At 62.6% G+C, this 15556-nt stretch carries 13 protein-coding genes and 1 pseudogene; 12 read left to right on the plus strand and 2 right to left on the minus strand.

Annotated elements, in window-relative coordinates; all coding sequences use genetic code 11:
* Positions 1-480: 480 nt before the first annotated feature.
* From AC3A6P_RS03545 to AC3A6P_RS03565, 5 genes are all read left to right on the plus strand, one after another.
* Positions 481-1560 (plus strand): aldose epimerase family protein, encoded by a 1080-nt coding sequence (locus tag AC3A6P_RS03545; protein WP_487688461.1) that lies wholly within the window; start codon positions 481-483, stop codon positions 1558-1560.
* Positions 1561-1639: 79 nt separating this feature from the next.
* A complete protein-coding gene (locus AC3A6P_RS03550) occupies positions 1640-2569 on the plus strand; it encodes an SMP-30/gluconolactonase/LRE family protein (protein ID WP_487688464.1) in 930 nt (309 codons plus the stop codon).
* The gene (locus AC3A6P_RS03555) at positions 2566-3354 is read left to right on the plus strand and encodes an SDR family NAD(P)-dependent oxidoreductase (RefSeq protein ID WP_487688467.1); all 789 of its coding nucleotides are present in this window, start codon (positions 2566-2568) and stop codon (positions 3352-3354) included. The genes AC3A6P_RS03550 and AC3A6P_RS03555 overlap by 4 nt, the downstream gene beginning before the upstream one ends.
* Positions 3355-3373: 19 nt before the next feature.
* Complete coding sequence (locus AC3A6P_RS03560; protein WP_487688469.1) at positions 3374-5143, plus strand: dihydroxy-acid dehydratase; 1770 nt, start codon at positions 3374-3376, stop codon at positions 5141-5143.
* 96 nt (positions 5144-5239) lie between these two features.
* Positions 5240-6001: an IclR family transcriptional regulator gene (locus tag AC3A6P_RS03565; RefSeq protein WP_487688472.1), complete on the plus strand. Its 762-nt coding sequence runs from the start codon at positions 5240-5242 to the stop codon at positions 5999-6001.
* A 289-nt stretch (positions 6002-6290) separates the two neighbouring features.
* Here the strand turns inward: AC3A6P_RS03565 and AC3A6P_RS03570 are convergent, their stop codons facing one another.
* Positions 6291-7784 (minus strand): M81 family metallopeptidase, encoded by a 1494-nt coding sequence (locus AC3A6P_RS03570; protein ID WP_487688475.1) that lies wholly within the window; start codon positions 7782-7784, stop codon positions 6291-6293.
* Between the two features lie 194 nt (positions 7785-7978).
* On the opposite strand from AC3A6P_RS03570, the gene AC3A6P_RS03575 reads away from it, so the two are divergent.
* The 7 genes and pseudogenes from AC3A6P_RS03575 to AC3A6P_RS03605 all read left to right on the plus strand — a co-directional run bounded on the left by AC3A6P_RS03575 (position 7979) and on the right by AC3A6P_RS03605 (position 15141).
* Positions 7979-8713 carry a FadR/GntR family transcriptional regulator gene (locus AC3A6P_RS03575; protein WP_487688477.1) on the plus strand — a complete coding sequence of 245 codons (735 nt, stop codon included), beginning with the start codon at positions 7979-7981 and terminating at the stop codon, positions 8711-8713.
* A gap of 282 nt (positions 8714-8995) precedes the next feature.
* Positions 8996-9892, plus strand: coding sequence for a phosphotransferase (locus AC3A6P_RS03580; RefSeq protein ID WP_487688480.1), 897 nt, complete (start codon positions 8996-8998; stop codon positions 9890-9892).
* A gap of 79 nt (positions 9893-9971) precedes the next feature.
* Positions 9972-10967, plus strand: coding sequence for a sugar phosphate isomerase/epimerase family protein (locus AC3A6P_RS03585; protein ID WP_487688483.1), 996 nt, complete (start codon positions 9972-9974; stop codon positions 10965-10967).
* Positions 10964-11998, plus strand: a complete 1035-nt coding sequence (locus AC3A6P_RS03590; protein ID WP_487688485.1) for a Gfo/Idh/MocA family protein — start codon at positions 10964-10966, stop codon at positions 11996-11998. Before AC3A6P_RS03585 ends, AC3A6P_RS03590 begins: the two co-directional genes overlap by 4 nt.
* Positions 11995-13152: a Gfo/Idh/MocA family protein gene (locus AC3A6P_RS03595; RefSeq protein WP_487688488.1), complete on the plus strand. Its 1158-nt coding sequence runs from the start codon at positions 11995-11997 to the stop codon at positions 13150-13152. The genes AC3A6P_RS03590 and AC3A6P_RS03595 overlap by 4 nt, the downstream gene beginning before the upstream one ends.
* Positions 13149-13955 carry a PHP domain-containing protein gene (locus AC3A6P_RS03600; RefSeq protein WP_487688491.1) on the plus strand — a complete coding sequence of 269 codons (807 nt, stop codon included), beginning with the start codon at positions 13149-13151 and terminating at the stop codon, positions 13953-13955. Before AC3A6P_RS03595 ends, AC3A6P_RS03600 begins: the two co-directional genes overlap by 4 nt.
* Positions 13956-14200: 245 nt before the next feature.
* A pseudogene (locus AC3A6P_RS03605) lies at positions 14201-15141 on the plus strand (TIGR03621 family F420-dependent LLM class oxidoreductase).
* Positions 15142-15387: 246 nt separating this feature from the next.
* Here the strand turns inward: AC3A6P_RS03605 and AC3A6P_RS03610 are convergent.
* Positions 15388-15543 carry a hypothetical protein gene (locus tag AC3A6P_RS03610; protein WP_487688494.1) on the minus strand — a complete coding sequence of 52 codons (156 nt, stop codon included), beginning with the start codon at positions 15541-15543 and terminating at the stop codon, positions 15388-15390.
* Positions 15544-15556: the final 13 nt, after the last annotated feature.

A 15556-nucleotide genomic window follows, 5' to 3' on the forward strand; every position in this document is an offset into this window, starting at 1 on the left:
GCGCCCAACGCTCTCTCGGGCCTATTGCCGGGCGGCAGTCGCCGACTTGAGGTCCGGGAGTCCAGATAGGTGCTAACGATGCTCCGGCATCGTGCAGCCACCTACTCGAGCCACGCTGATCTTCGAAAGGGTCAATGCAGTCTCATAGTCCGACTTCTGACGCCGGTCATCGGGCCGCGCGAGCCTCAGTTTGGCGAGCTGCTCGACGAGCGTGCGGACCGTTCGGCCCGTGGGGGCCGAACTCGAAGCCGGGGGCCATACGCCGGGTCACTTGGAGGTGGCGGGCCCGAATCTGGCGCGCTTCGTGGTGCAGCATCGGCTCGGAGCCCAGCACCCGGCTCACCTGGGCGGTGATTCGACGCTGCCAGCGATGCGGCCGACCGAAACCAGGCAGCTTGCCAGGGATGTGGACCTCCGGCTTATAGAGTATTGTCTGCTGATACTTACTAGTCGCGCACAGCGAGATTGAGGGGGTCCACATTGTCCGCACAGAGTCCCGACCGGTTCGGTCAAGAGACGGTCAGTGCCCGCACTGTTGAGGTCGATTACCCAGCCACCGTCGTGGAACTGCGGAGCGCCACCTGTCGCGCAGTGCTTACAAACCTCGGCGCTCGATTGCTGGAAATGCATGTGCCTGACCGGAATGGCGAGCTCGCCGACGTGGTTACCGGACGCCCCACCTTGCAAGACGCCCTGCAGGACCCCAACTACATGGGCGCAACAGCAGGCCGGTTCGCGAACCGGATCCGGCGCGGCCAGTTCACCCTTGAAGGCCGCCCGTACCAGGTTTCGGTCAACGAAGGGCGCAACCACCTTCACGGCGGGGTGCGCGGGTTTGACCGTTTCGCGTGGTCGAGCCGTGTCGACCCGCAACTGTGCACCGTTGAGTTCAGCCGTATCTCTCCTGCTGGAGAGGAGGGTTTCCCCGGTGAGGTGCAGACCCGCACCACGTACAGGCTGGACGGGGCCACGCTGCACATTGAGATGACGGCCACCACATCGGAGACGACGTTGGTCAACTTGGTGCACCATTCCTACTGGAACCTAGGCGGACACGACAGGGGCACAGTCTTGGACCACGTCGTACAAATCAAGGCCAGCCACTACACACCAGTTGACGAGGAGCTGTTGCCCCTAGGAACCGTTGCCACAGTGGCGGATACACCATTTGACTTCCGCAGTCCCCACGCGATCCGCGACAGACAAGACCAAGTGCACAACTCAGGAGCTGGGCGTGTCGACGGCAACCGCGGAGGCTATGACCACAACTGGGTGCTCGACGGTGAAGGGCACCGCGAAGTTGCCATCGTCACTGATCCTGTCAGTGGGCGCTCGCTGCAGCTGCACACCAACCAGCCCGGTCTACACCTGTACACGGGTGGATACCTCAACGGTGTTTCGGCCAAGGCTCCGCTGAGCACCTATCCGGCCTATGCCGGTCTCACGCTTGAGACCCAAACGCCGCCCGACAGCATCAACCACCCGAACTTTCCTCAGGCCGTCCTCCACCCAGGACAGGTTTATCGCAACACGATGACGTTGCGTTTTTCGTGCAGCTAGGACTCGTAACCGGGCAGCGTGTGCGGCGCCAACCGTCCCGTGCCTCGGTGAGAGCAAGAGTCACGGAAGAAAGGACTTCATGATCGAGTACGAGGCCACGGTGGCGTCATCGGAAGCCTTCAGGCTCGGCGAAAGTCCACGATGGAATGAACGCGAGCAGCGTCCCATCTGGATTGACGTCGCTCACGGTGAGGTTCTCATAGGTGAATATTGCCGCGGCATGCTGAACGTGCGAAACAGACTTTGCGTCGACGCCACGGTCGGCTCGGTCTTTGTATCTCACAACGATGACCTCGTGGTGGCCGGCAATAAGTCGCTGCTTGTTCTCGGCCCCGAGGGGCGACTTCGTGCGCGGATCCGGATATTGCCGGCCGAACGTGCCCGCCGGCTCAATGATGGCTGCTGTGACCCTGCCGGTCGCTTGCTGGTAGGCAGCCTCGCGCTGGACGGCTGTCGCGGACAGGAAGTGCTGTGGCGCCTGGACTCCCATGCGCTCACGGTCATCGATGACGACCTCACCTTGTCGAACGGACTCGGTTGGTCCCCGGGCGGTGATGTGCTGTATAGCGTGGACTCGATCCCTGGCACCGTGTGGGCGCGTGCGTACGACTCGGCGTCTGGGGTCATGGGCCCACGCCGGTTGCTTTTCACCGTTTCTGACGGAGCACCCGACGGCCTATGTGTCGACGACGAAGGATATCTGTGGCTGGCGGTCTGGGGTACCGGCCAGGTTCGCCGATACTCTCCCCATGGGCAGCTGTCGGCAACGATTTCCGTTCCCGCGCCGCACGTCACTGCGGCGGCGTTCATTGGCGCAAACCTGACGACCTTATTGATCACCACCGCGTATGAAGGCCTCAGCCCAGAGCAGCGCGAAACATACCCGTTATCAGGGCATTTGTTCGTGGCAGAGGTCCCGACCGGCGGTCCTGCCGCTACCCCATGGCGCGGACTCGGCGGCGGCATCGACGACCGTCATCCGCATCGAGCGAGAAAGCAAACGATATGACCAGTGTGTCCGTACACCCCTCCTACGGCCGTATGCATGGCAAGACCGCGTTGGTAACCGGTGCAGCGCGCGGAATCGGGCGAGCCACAGCGCAGCGTTTCGCCGAGGAATCGGCGGTGGTCGTCTGCGCCGATCTCGACGAGGTCGGACTCCGAGACACAGTCACTACCATCACGCAGGCAGGCGGCGAGGCGCACGAACTGGTCGCCGACGTCTGCGATGCCACCTCGCTCATCAACGCCGCGCTTGCGGTGACTGGTCGCCTCGACGTGCTACACGCCAACGCCGCCGCTCAAGTGATGGGCGATCTGCTACACACCACGCCGCAGGATTGGGACCGCATGTATGCCGTCAACCAGCGCGCCGTCGCAGACTCGATTCGTGCGGTTCTGCCGCACATGCGTGCTCAGGGCGGCGGGTCGATCGTTATCACGGCCTCTTTGCTGGCGCTAACCGGCGATCCAGATCTCGCAATGTACGGCGCGACGAAGGGTGCCTTGCGGGCGCTGTCGCGGTCGGTTGCGACTGCGGTTGGACCCTATAACATCCGCTGTAACACGTTGTGTCCCGGCGATGTTGACACCGAGATGGTCCGTGAGTTTTTCGCCTTTCAACCAGACCCCGCAGCTGCACGGCGCGACATCGAGCAGAAGTATCCGCTCCGGCGCATCGCCGAGCCTGAGGACGTCGCCAATGCTGCGCTATTTCTGGCGTCCGACGAGTCGTCGTACATAACTGGAACCGACATCGTCATCGACGGCGGTCTGCTAGCTCGGATCTACTGACGAGAGATACGGAACGAAAATGCCAAGTCATCCTAGCCCTCGGCTGCGCAGCTCCCACTGGTTCGCAGAACATGATCTTCCAGGCTTCCTACATCGCGCGGCGCTGACCGCCAGCGGGCTGAGTCGAGCCTCGCTCGACGGCCGCCCAATCGTGGGCATATGCAGTTCATGGAGCGAGATGGTCAGCTGCAATGCACATTTCCGGACACTCACTGAGGCGGTGCGCCGCGGCGTCGCCGAAGCAGGCGGCGTGGCAGTCGAATTTCCCACCATGACACTGGGGGAGAACCTGCTCAAACCGACCGCCATGCTGTACCGCAACTTGATGGCCATGGACGTCGAAGAGTCCATTCGTGGGTACCCGTTTGACTCCGTGGTGCTACTAGGCGGTTGTGACAAGACGGGTCCAGCCCAACTGATGGGCGCCGCAAGCGCCGACGTTCCTGCCATCATGGTCACCGGCGGGCCTGCGAACCCGGCGGTGTTCCGCGGCCGCCGCCTCGGAGTCGGCACCGACCTCTGGCACTATGTCGAGGACCTGCGAGCGGGGAACATGACGGCCGATGAGTTCGACGAACTTGAGGCCGCGTCAATGCCGTCGATCGGACACTGCCCGGAGCTCGGCACTGCGTCTACTATGGCTGCCGTCACCGAGGCCCTCGGCATGAGTTTGCCTGGCTCGGCCACAATCCCCGCAACAAACGCCGGGCGCCTGCATGCTGCCCAACACGCCGGCCGCCGCGCAGTGACATTAGCGCTCGAGGATCGCCGTCCCTCACAGATTCTGACCGCCGCCGCGTTCGACAACGCGATAACGGTGCTCATGGCAATGGGCGGATCCACTAACGCCGTAGTCCACCTGCTCGCCCTGGCCGGACGCACTAAGGACCCGCTCGTTCTGGACCGCTTCGACGAGATCAGTAGACGCACACCACTGATCGTCAATATCCGGCCGAGCGGGGAGCACTTGTTCGAGGACTTGCACCAGCGTGGCGGTGTGCCCCGTATCATGCACGAACTGCGGGATCTGCTCACGCTCAGCACCGTCGGAGTTAGCGGCCGAAAGCTCGGCGATCTACTCGACGATGCCATCCAGAACGACGGCACCGCAACCAATGACATCCGCCAGGTTGTCGCTTCCATTTCGAGGCCGTTCGGCGCACCGGGGGCTCTAGCAGTGCTGCACGGTAACCTAGCCCCACGCGGGGCCATCATTAAAACCTCGGCCGCCGACCCCCGTCTGCTGCAGCACCGTGGTCGCGCGGTTGTCTTCGATGGCATCGGTGATTTGCATCTCCGTATTGATGACCCCACTCTCGACGTCACAGCCGACTCGGTTCTGGTGTTACGCAATGTTGGCCCGGTTGGGGGCCCGGGCATGCCAGAGTGGGGGCAATTGCCACTGCCGGAAAAGCTACTGCGCCAGGGAATCACCGACATGGTCCGTATCAGCGACGCCCGCATGTCAGGTACGGCGTTTGGCGCAGTGGTGCTGCACGTTGCCCCAGAGTCCGCTGTCGGTGGTCCGCTCAGTCGCATTCGTACCGGGGACCAGATCACGCTCGACACCGCCGGCCGTCGACTCAGGGTGGAGCTGTCGGACGCGGAACTGCTTTCGCGTCCTGCGTGCACCGGCCACGGCTCGGCTGCGGGTCGTGGATATCGCCAATTGTGGAGTCACACCGTCACTCAAGCCGATCAAGGCTGCGATCTGGACTTCCTGATCGGCGCTGCCGATGCTGATTCCCTGCCCACGGGACTGCTGCACGGATGGCAAGGAGGATGGTGACTTCGCTCTGTGAGACACCTTCAGTCTCACAGAGCGAGAGCAAGGTAGTATTAGTGCCGCCGTCACAAGATCTGAGCAAGCTGGAGGGTCCCTAACGTGTCAAACGCTCTGGAGCGTGGCCTCGACGTTCTGGAATACCTTGCTGCGCATCCCAACGCAAGGGTCAGGGAGGTGATGGCGGCGCTTGAGGTCTCTCGGGCAACTGCCTTCCGGCTCATGACGGCTTTGGAGAGCCGAGGTTATGTCGAGCATGTTCGGGGCGAGCACGTCTGGCGGCTCGGTCCGGGAGTAAGCGCCCTGGCATCATCAGTGGACGCATCTTCACTGGTGCAGTTGGCAAACCCGGCACTGGAGCAATTGCATCAGGAGACAGGGGAGACCGTCAACCTCGCTGTGCTGCAGCGTAACCGGATCATCTGGGCTGCCTGGCGAGAAGGCTCCCATGCGCTACGGCTTTCGACGACTGTTGGAGAGGCTGCTCCAGCTCATGCCACCGCCGTTGGCAAAGCAATTCTATCAGTCATGGCTGAGTCGGAATGGCCACGTCTGCTCCCTCCCGAGCCTTTCCCACAGATCACTGCGCACACACATCGACGGCTCAGCGAACTGCGCGTGGATATCGAAGCCGCCCAGCGGCGGGGTTGGGCAACTGACATGGAGGAATCCGAGCTCAGCGGCGTCTGCGTAGCCGCTCCCATCTTGGGGCAGGAAAACCGCCCAGTTGGGGCGATTTCCATCGCCTCGGTGGCAGGCCGAATGCCCGCTGAATTACGCCCACTCCGCGGTGAAGCGGTCGCCAAATGGTGTGATCAGATCTCTGTGCAGTTGCGTCCGGCGTCCCAGCTATCTGAGTTCTAGCTCTCACTGAACTTGGACCCGCTTCAAATACCGTTCCGTTCCTGCGCAAGACCCCGAAATGTCGGATTCAGCTGAGTTGGGTAGTCTCAACGAGAATCGGACAGCTTGGGCCGCTGTCACGCTGGGCATTACTCATCGCGCAGCGCCGACGGCACCTGCGTCGCGCGCAGTCTCCTTGATTGGGCACTCCTTCAGCCCGATGCAGCCGGCGGATCTCCGCCATCTCCACTGAAATCACCCTCCCACCGCCAATTCCAATCCGGCGCTAGAGGGGTGATTCCCGGTCGGACTAATTCGGAGCCCAGCTCAGATTGTCTATGGGGAACAGCGGTTTGGGGGCATTTCGGAACTCGAGGCTGTCCAGACGGGGGGTACTGCAGCCTGGGGCGTCGACGTAAAGCCAGCTGGCCGCGATATCTCGGAACGTATGCCGAAAATTGTGAGGACTCTTCACTACCACCGCGTGTGCCTGCATCGGCTCCAGGCCGGCAAGCCGGTAAAGCTGCGGATCCCAACAGTTGACCGGGCGCTCCATTAGCAGCACATTAACGTTGTCGACGCTGACCACAGCCGCGCGGCCCAGGTGAGCGGTCAGTCCATCTCCGACACCGGCGGAAAAGGTGACATACTCGGTCGACACCCGCCGCGCCATTCCCGACAACTCGACGGGTTCGTTGCGTGTGGGATCGAGGAGCCCGCCGACGCGCAGACAAACGAACTGGCCATCAGCATCAGCGGCCTGCCGTGCTGCAACCGGGTCGGTCACCGTGATCAATGTCGGCCGGTCGGGCGTGGCGTCAAGCAGTGCACGCAAGATCGCTGTCCCGTCGCCGGGGGCCCCTGAGCTGACCGAATCCGCTGAATCGACGAGAAGCACCGGTGCCTGAGCATCCGAAGAAAAGGCTCGGCGCACCGCTTCGGCTGGAGTGTTCAGTTCGACCGTGAACTCATGCCGACGCTCCCACAGCATCATGGCTATCCGGTCGATCTCTGCTGCCACCTTGGACAGCGCATCCGATGGCAGTGCTCGGTCCACAGCTGCAATCACAGCGCACCCAAGTTCGGGAACGTCCAGCCACGGCTGCACAGTAAGCAGTGAGGCGGACAGAATGTTGTCACACAATCGCAGTCGGACCACCTCGTCAACAACTGCCTTCAGCGGACCGTCGAACGTGCTGGAATTCTCAGGCGGAATAATCATGGGAATCTTGCGAGTTAGAGTCTGTGCCCGACTGCCACGACGCACGAGATCGATCGCCAATTCGGCACCCCGCTGCCCGGTCTCGTACATATCCACGTGGGGGTAGGTTTCATACCCCACCAGCGCGTCCGCCGAAGTTGCCATCTGAGTAGTCAAGTTTGCATGCAGGTCCAGCGTGCACACAAGTGGTACCGAAGGCCCTGCGGCGTGACGCGCCCTTCGAAGAAGCTCGCCGTCCGCGTCTGGAATCCCATCGACTACCAGTGAGCCGTGCAAGGCCAACACGACGCCGTCGATATCACTGTTGTTCTCGATCGGCTCGATGAGCATCGATGACAGCAACTCAAAGTCATCGCGCTGAAGCGGTCCACCGCTGTTGGCCCAAGCGGATAGGGAACCAACGATGTCTACGCCAGCTTTCTGGCACGCGTCACGCATCCCTGCCAGCTCAGTGCCGCGTCCCGCCGAGTCGATCCCGTCAGCCCCCTCGGCCAGAACTCCGGCGCGGAACATACCGATATCAGTTGTCAATGGCGAGAACGTATTTGACTCCTGGATCAAACTGCCGACGAGCAATCGCACAACTACCTCCTGTGTTGTCCAGTGATCCTACAACATGCTCGGAACATGCGGGTCGAATGAGATCGCATCCCCCGCGGGGCGACGCTTTCAATCAAGTGGCGAGGTTGGCGTTAGAGTGACGCGGTGTCCGGCGATGCGTGTCTCATGCTGTCGTTGACCTGCGCCGATCAGCGCGGCAGGCGGTGGGTCAAGTAATGACTGTGGTCCCCGAGCAGTCCGGCTGGCGTAAGCCCGGTCGACTTTATGAAGAGATTGCCCGCAACCTCGCTGAAGCGATCATTCACGGTCGGCCCAAACCCGGAGAATTCCTGCCCGCTGAGCATGACCTTGTAACCCACTACGGTGCGAGCCGCAACGTCGTTCGCGAGGCGTTGAAGCTGGTTGCTGCGCGAGGCCTAGCCGAAACTATCCATGGCCGAGGCACTCGGGTCCTTACCCCGGATCGCTGGAGCCTGTCGGACCGCATAATGCTTGTCCAGCAAGACCCCCAGTTGCCGCGAGACCTGTTCGAAATGCGCAGCATCGTCGAAGTTGCCTCCGCCGGACTGGCGGCCAAGCGGGCCAACGCCGACCAGATCGCAGCGATGCGCGATGTCATCAAGCGAACTCGAATGGCTACCGACCCCAGGGAAGCAATGCACTTGGACACACAGTTCCACGCGTTGCTGGCGGTATCCACCGGCAACGCCCTACTTCCCCTGCTGATGGACCCAGTCGCCGGGCTCCTCGAAGCGCACCGCGAGGCCACAATCCGCAATCCCGGAGTGCTCGACAGGTCGATCGAGGCGCACACCGCCATTGTGGACTGCTTAGAAACGCGAGAACCGGAAAGCGCTAAGGCAGCGATGCGACGACACCTCGAACAGGTGGCTGCCGAGGTGAAGCTCATGCGTAGTAGCCCGATTCCGCCTTCAACGAACCCGTCATAGGCCATCGCCGACAGCATTGCAGGTCGTCCCAACTGAGCCTAGCCGAGGCCAACTCGGGTTGACGGACGCGGCGGTGGGCGAACTTCTTCTACGCCCAACAGACTTGGGGCGGAAGTCGAACATGAGTCAGCTACTGATCATGCCGACGGCGGTTAGCGCGCTTCCTATAGCCGTCGAGCCTCAGTCGCACGAGCCGAAACCAGAAATCGCTTGTGGTCGAGACCAGAATGGGTTACTTTAACGTTCCACAAGCAGTAGATTCAGACTTGAAGGAGCCTTCCCGTGACCGATGTCGCCAGCCTGCGGGCTCGCTTGGTCGAGTACCTGCCCGAGCTGGAGGTCCATAGCGTTAGCGAGATGCTGAACGGCTGGGACTCCGTGGTCCTTGACGTAAACGGCGAGCTGATCGCGCGCTTCCCTAAACGCACTGAGGTGCTCGTCCAGCTGGAAAAGGAACTGCCGCTGCTCGCCGAGCTGGATCGGCAGCTGCCGGGTCGCGTGCCGGCCCCAATACGCGTGGGGGCAGCCAACGACCCCGGTCGATTCCTGATGTACAAGAAGCTCCACGGTGTGGAGCTCACCCCAGAGCTGGCGGGCGGCCCACAAGGCCCAGCTCTCGCAAAAGAGATCGGGGGTTTGCTCACTGTGGTGCACGGGATCGATGAGGCAATGACCGTCGGGTTCCAGATACCGCAGACCAGCCCCGCCGACTGGCGCGCCAAATATGTCAAGCTGTACGAGCGTGTCGGGGAATCTATTCTGCCGACCCTAGAACCGAAGGATCAGGCCAGTGTCGAGCGGACATGGCGCACGTTCCTCGACGACCCGTCGAACTTCAGGTTCACCCCGACGCTCATCCATGGCGACCTCGCCTGTGAACACATTCTTTGCGACGCGGAGCAAGGCACGGTCACGGGCGTAATTGATTGGGGCGACGCCGGATTGGGCGACCCGGCATTCGATTTCGTGGGCCTTTATGCCGAATGCGGCTGCGACTTCACCCGCGCTACCGCGGCGGCTTACCGCCGCGGGTTGGGGGCGGGTTGGGAGCGGCGGGTCGCTTTTTACGCCTACGTAATTCCGTTTATCGGCCTGCTGGCCGGCGCTGATCTGAATGACGAGGCGATCCTTGCGGAGAGCCGCGATGGACTTGCCGCGCTGCTGGCTGAAGAAGCATGACAACGCTCTCCATTTGCCGAGTTCGTATCCCGCCTTCTCGAAACTTAAACGTTAAATACCGACCCGAAATGAGCGAAAGATGATTACACCCCGTGTCGGCATAGACGCCTATAGCTTGCTCGGCAACATCGTCGACGGTGCGGCCGTCGACGTTCTCGAACGGGTGCGCTCGCTTGGTGCTGACGGGCTGCAAGCAACTCTGCCGAGCTGCGAGGGACAGACGCGTGAACTCTTCGCCGCGGCTGCGGACTGGGGGATGTACGTCGAGCCCTACGTCAAGCTGCCCGTCCACTGGAGCAACAACCCCGAGCTTCTCGACGCCCGGGAGCTGGAATTCCAGTTCGTGACCCGACTCGCTTCTGAGCTGGGCGCACGCACCCTCCACTGCTCGATCGGCTACGGCGAACGATTCGAGGACTTCGCGCGCTGGCAAGAGTACAAGCAGCAAGTTGCGACTGTGGTGCGCCGGTTGGCGCCGCGGTTGGAAGAGTGCGGACTGCGGCTGGGCATCGAGAACCACGGCGACTTCACGACACGCGAGTTACTGCAGCTTGCGGATGCGAGCGGCTCGGCTCACGTTGGGGTGGGTCTAGACACCGGCAACCTTTTGTACCTGGCTGAGGACGTTCAGACCGCGACCGAGCGAGTCGCCCCACTCGTCCACTCGGTACATCTGAAGGATGCGCTGCTGTTTCCGCACCCGAACGGAGCTCAGCGAGCCGTCGCTGCTCCCGGTACCGGCCAAATCGATTTCGACGCGGTGATCGGAACACTGCTGCGCGCTAACCCTGAGCTGAATCTCACGATCGAGGACCACGGCGATGTCCTGCCAGTACCCTTCTTCGACCGTGGGTGGCTTGAGCGTCTGCCCGAACTGTCAGCCATAGATATCGCGGCGAGCGCCGAACTCACCGCGCGTGGCGGCCAGATGCTGCGCGAACACCGGCTGCCGGATCCGCACGCGGTCGATGCCATTCCCTGGGAGTTGCGTGCTCCGGAACGTCTACGGGCCGGTATCGGCGCCATCCGCGCGGTCGGCGAGCGGGCTGTCAAACAAACCGAGGAGGAACAGTGAGCTTGAACGTCGGAATGTTAGGTACGGGCGGAATTGCCTCATACCACCTTGCCGGCTTCGACGAGTGCGCTGACCGCGCGCGGATCGCTGCGGTAGCTGACATCAATGAAGACGCAGCGCGTTCGTTTGCGAAGGACGCTGGCGCCGAGCGAATCTACAGGCACTGGCAGGATCTGATCGACGACGACACAATCGACGCCATCGATATCAGCCTGCCGCACGACCTACACGCTGATGTCGCCGTGGCGGCAGCCGAGGTTGGCAAACACATCCTCGTGGAGAAGCCGATCGCAACCACGCTAGAGGACGCCGATCGGATGCTCGCCGCGGCCGAGAGCGCTGGTGTGACCCTGGCAGTGCTGCACGACCGTCGATTCTCACCCTCCTACGAGCTCGCGAAACAGTTGCTCGATGACGGTGTAATCGGGCGTCCCTTGCTGTACAGACTGGACCACAACCAGGCGCCGAGTTTCCCGGAGGGCAGTTGGGCGCGCTCCCGTGAGCGCCTTGGTGGCGGCGCCATCATGAGCTGCCTGACGCATATCATCGACCTTGCACGTCACTACGCCGGGGACGTGGCAGACGTCGGTTGCTGGTCTGTAACGCTGCCAGAGAAAATGGAAGGCGAGATTATCGGCGTGGTCCCGATGCGCTTCGCCTCCGGCGCGATCGGGGATCTTTCGATCAACTGGAACGTCAAGGGTCGCAAGAGCACCAACGGTACCTGGTACGAGATGGTGTGGATCTCTGGCACTGAAGGGACTCTCTACACCTTCAACGACGGTGAGCGGCACTCTTTTGGCGGCGTGCGCTACATGCGCTACGGCGAGGAAGGCGACCCATTCGAGTTCATTCCCGCGAAGAGCAACCTGACGGGGCATCAGCGCGCGATCATCGACTTTGTCGACAGCGTGGTCAATGGCACACAACCACTCGTCACCGGAGCCGAAGGTCGCGCAGCAATCGAGGTCGCGTTGGCCGCCTACGACGCTGAGCGTGAAGGCCGCGTCATTACGCTGCCGCAGCGATGACGGCGACTGAAATTGGCGTTGGCATGTGGGGTTACGGCTTCATGGGCCGCGCACATGCCAACGCCTATCGGCACGTACGTCATCTACCGGGGATACGTGTTCGGCCGGAACAAGTTGTAATCGGCGGCCGCAACGGAGAGGCGGCGCGACAGGCTTCCGCGACGTACGGATTCGCCCGGCACACGCATGACTGGCGCGAGATCATCGCGGACCCGGCTGTGCAGTTGTTTGACAACTGCGCCTGGCATGACGCCCACGAGGAGCCCTGTGTTGCCGCCGCACATGCGGGCAAGCACCTGCTTTGCGAAAAGCCGCTCGCGCTCGATTCCGCCGCGGCTCGACGGATGTTGGCAGCGGCCGAGCAGGCAGGGGTGCAGCACGCCGTCGCGTTTAACTACCGCTATGCACCCGCCGTACGCCGTGCGCGCGAGTTCATTGCAGCTGGCCAGCTTGGCGAAGTCCGGCGCATCCACGTCGCATACTTCCAGGACCATCAAGCGGACGCGTCTCTCCCGAGCCCCTGGGGGGCCCGCAGCCAGACGGGGGTGCTGGACGGGCTCGGTTCGCATGTGATCGACTTAGCGCGTTTCCTTGTCGGTGAGATTGAGACCGTGACGGCGGACATCAGAACATTTATTCCTGAGCGGGGCGTGAGCGCATTCTGCGAGGAGCGTGTTGTGATGACCGAGGACGACGCATTCAACGCTCAGGTCGTGTTCTCCGGAGGGGCCATGGGGATCTTGGAGGCCGCCTGGATCTACGCTGGAAAGAAGAACGCCCTCCAATTTGAGGTCAACGGATCCGAGGGTTCTGTGTCGTGGAACCTCGAGGACCTCAACTACCTGCACTTCAACCGTGTTCAATCTGGGTCGGCGGACCCGGGCGGGACTCGTCGCCTGCTTGTGACGGATACCGATGATCCCTACGTCGGCAATTGGTGGCCGCCGGGACATGTGCTCGGATGGGAGCATTTGCACGCGAACCTCATCGCTGCATTCGTCGAGGCGATCGCGACGGGCCAATCGGTGGCGCCCTGGGCCGCCACATTCTCTGACGGACTACGCGCGGTCGAGGTGGCTGAAGCGATGCGTCGCTCCCACACCTCTGGTCTGCGTGAATCTGTGGACTCCTCGCGGAGGGGTCCACTCGCATGATCGCGGACAACCATAACCATTTCGTGGAATGTGGAGACATCGTTGCAATAGTGCGTGCCGGGGAACGGTCAGGCCTCACTGAAATGGCGTTGACCGAGCATGTGCACCACATGACCGACGCGCTTGAGCGCATCCCGTTGCTACGGCGCATTCCGCCCGAGGGACCGCCGCTGTCGTGGGAGGCCTACTTGGCCCAAGTTGCCCGGGCGCAAGCCGAGGTCGACATTCCTATCCGCGTAGGCATGGAGATGGAGTTCATGCCCGACGATGAGGCGACGGCCAGAGCCCTCGCGGCCTTCCTCACCGATTCGCGCGATGCGTTGGACGTCGTGATCGGCTCGGTCCATGAACTCAGCGATGGGGTATACCTCGAGGATGTTGGCGGCGCCGATCCCGACGGTGCATGGCACGACTACGGTGAGCGCCTACTCGCGAGCATTCGCAGTGAGGCCTACGACGTCATCGGCCATCCGACGCGGCTGGCCGTAGTGGGCGCGCCTATACCCGAGCGCGCCCATACGCTGATGGACCAGCTTGCCCTCGCAGCAGCGCGTCACGACATAGCGTTGGAAGTTAATGCTGTCGACTTGCGGGCGCAACCGGCACTGGTGCGGCGCCTAATCTCGCGCTGCGCCGCGCGTGGCGCAATGATCAGCTTGGGCTCCGACGCACACGCACCCGACCATGCCGGGGCGGCGCTAGCGGCGCCCGCGGTACTCCTAGAGGAGGGTGTGTCCGAGGTGGCCTACTTCCGCCACGGCAACCGCCACATGGTGTCGCTGGGAGTACGAGATGCCAGCTGATGCTGATAGCGTCAGGCCTCGACCTGGCACGCTGTTCTTCGCGCAACAGCAGCGGTTGCGCAATTGGGATGAAGGCTCCCATCTGGCCCGTTTCGGCGGGATGCTGTCGTTCGGGTCGTCCTGTTCGCATTTGGCTCGGTTACTTCGCACCTGTACTTCAAGCGCGAAGCCGCGGACAGCGCAACGACGACCGACAAGAGAGATTGCGCGCGCTCACTCCACGGTGAGTACGCCTTTGTCGGAATATCACGGTCGCGTCGCACTTCCAACGCGACAGGCCGATGCGATTTGGCCTGCACACAGCCTTATCCGGTAATAAGGAATTCGCCGTCACCGTCACAGTCCGGGTTCGACGTCATGACGATCCCCGACCATCTGTCACCGACGCTGGCGCTCTTCAGCGGGGGAGCGGCGACCGCCTGTGCCGTCACCTCACATCTGCGCAACGGCACACTCGTGTTCAACAACGATGTGCATCGTCCGGTCTATGCCGCGCGTGAAACCGTAAGCGTGGCAGTGCAGTCCGGTGAACGGTGTGAGCTGGGTCTGGGCGCTGACCATATGAAGTCCGAATATCACGCGGACAGACTGACGCTCGACAACGGCGCCGCCAGGGTCGACCGGCTGATCTAATCGGTCTGGTCGCCCACTACTGGCCGGAGAGCCCGTGGAGGTGGACGGCGCGTATTACTGCGTACGGACCGGCGCTCTGGTCGCGGGAGTCGACGTGCCGCTGCTAATCGGTGGCAGCGGCACGCGCGTGCTGCCAGTTGCCGGTCGCATCGCTGATATCGCCGGACTGGCGGGCTTCAGCCACAACCACGACGCCACGGAGGTCCGGCTGACCCACTTCGACGCGAAGGGCCTGCTGGACCGGATCGCTGTTGTGCGCGACGCCGCCGGCAACCGGTTCGAAGCCATCGAGCTCAACGGGTTGCTGCAGTTTGTGGTCCATACCGACGATCCCGTTGCTGCGGCAGCGGAGGTAGCCGGGCCGTTGGGAGCCCCGGCGGAGCTGCTGCTGGAATCGCCGTTTGCGTTGTTCGACAGCTACGAGTAGATGGCCGAGTCTCTGGCGGAGCGACAGCTTCGGTTCGGAATCAGGTATTGGCCTGCGTTCGACGCGTGCACGGGCCGCGAGTCGGTGCTTCCGCATCTGGCCGAAATCATCAAGCTGCTGCGCTAACGGCTGACGACGCCGGCGAGAAACCCGGTCATCGCCTCGAGCAGAGCGTCCGGACGATCGCGCTGCACTCAATTGGGGCTCCACAACAACTTTGGAGCTCCGCGTTAGGGATTAGCTCGGCGGCCACCAGGGCACGCGCAGGCGGTACGCCCAGATCACGGTCACCCGTGGACGATCAGCGCCGGGCGGCGAAACGACGACAATCGTCCCGTGTAGTCCCTGTATAGCCGATTGCATCCGACCTGGTCACGCTGCCACTGCTCGAACGCCCAGAATCTCCAGTTGGCCGGCGGCGGCCACGACCGCGTCTATCAACGCGTCGGTGACCTGCCCGGAGTCGGTGATCAGCGCCCGCGTGCTGCGCACCATCGCTCGGCGGTTGGTGCCGACCCAACGGGTCACCCCCCGGTCCCAA

It is taken from the genome of Mycobacterium sp. Soil_C_30 (assembly GCF_057656995.1).

What these genes read in the sequence shown, in the direction of transcription:
- AC3A6P_RS03550 (WP_487688464.1), top strand. Translation starts at nt 1,640, where the DNA reads ATGATCGAGTACGAGGCCACGGTGGCGTCATCGGAAGCCTTCAGGCTC.
- AC3A6P_RS03555 (WP_487688467.1), top strand. Translation starts at nt 2,566, where the DNA reads ATGACCAGTGTGTCCGTACACCCCTCCTACGGCCGTATGCATGGCAAG.
- AC3A6P_RS03560 (WP_487688469.1), top strand. Translation starts at nt 3,374, where the DNA reads ATGCCAAGTCATCCTAGCCCTCGGCTGCGCAGCTCCCACTGGTTCGCA.
- AC3A6P_RS03575 (WP_487688477.1), top strand. Translation starts at nt 7,979, where the DNA reads ATGACTGTGGTCCCCGAGCAGTCCGGCTGGCGTAAGCCCGGTCGACTT.
- AC3A6P_RS03585 (WP_487688483.1), top strand. Translation starts at nt 9,972, where the DNA reads ATGATTACACCCCGTGTCGGCATAGACGCCTATAGCTTGCTCGGCAAC.
- AC3A6P_RS03595 (WP_487688488.1), top strand. Translation starts at nt 11,995, where the DNA reads ATGACGGCGACTGAAATTGGCGTTGGCATGTGGGGTTACGGCTTCATG.
- AC3A6P_RS03600 (WP_487688491.1), top strand. Translation starts at nt 13,149, where the DNA reads ATGATCGCGGACAACCATAACCATTTCGTGGAATGTGGAGACATCGTT.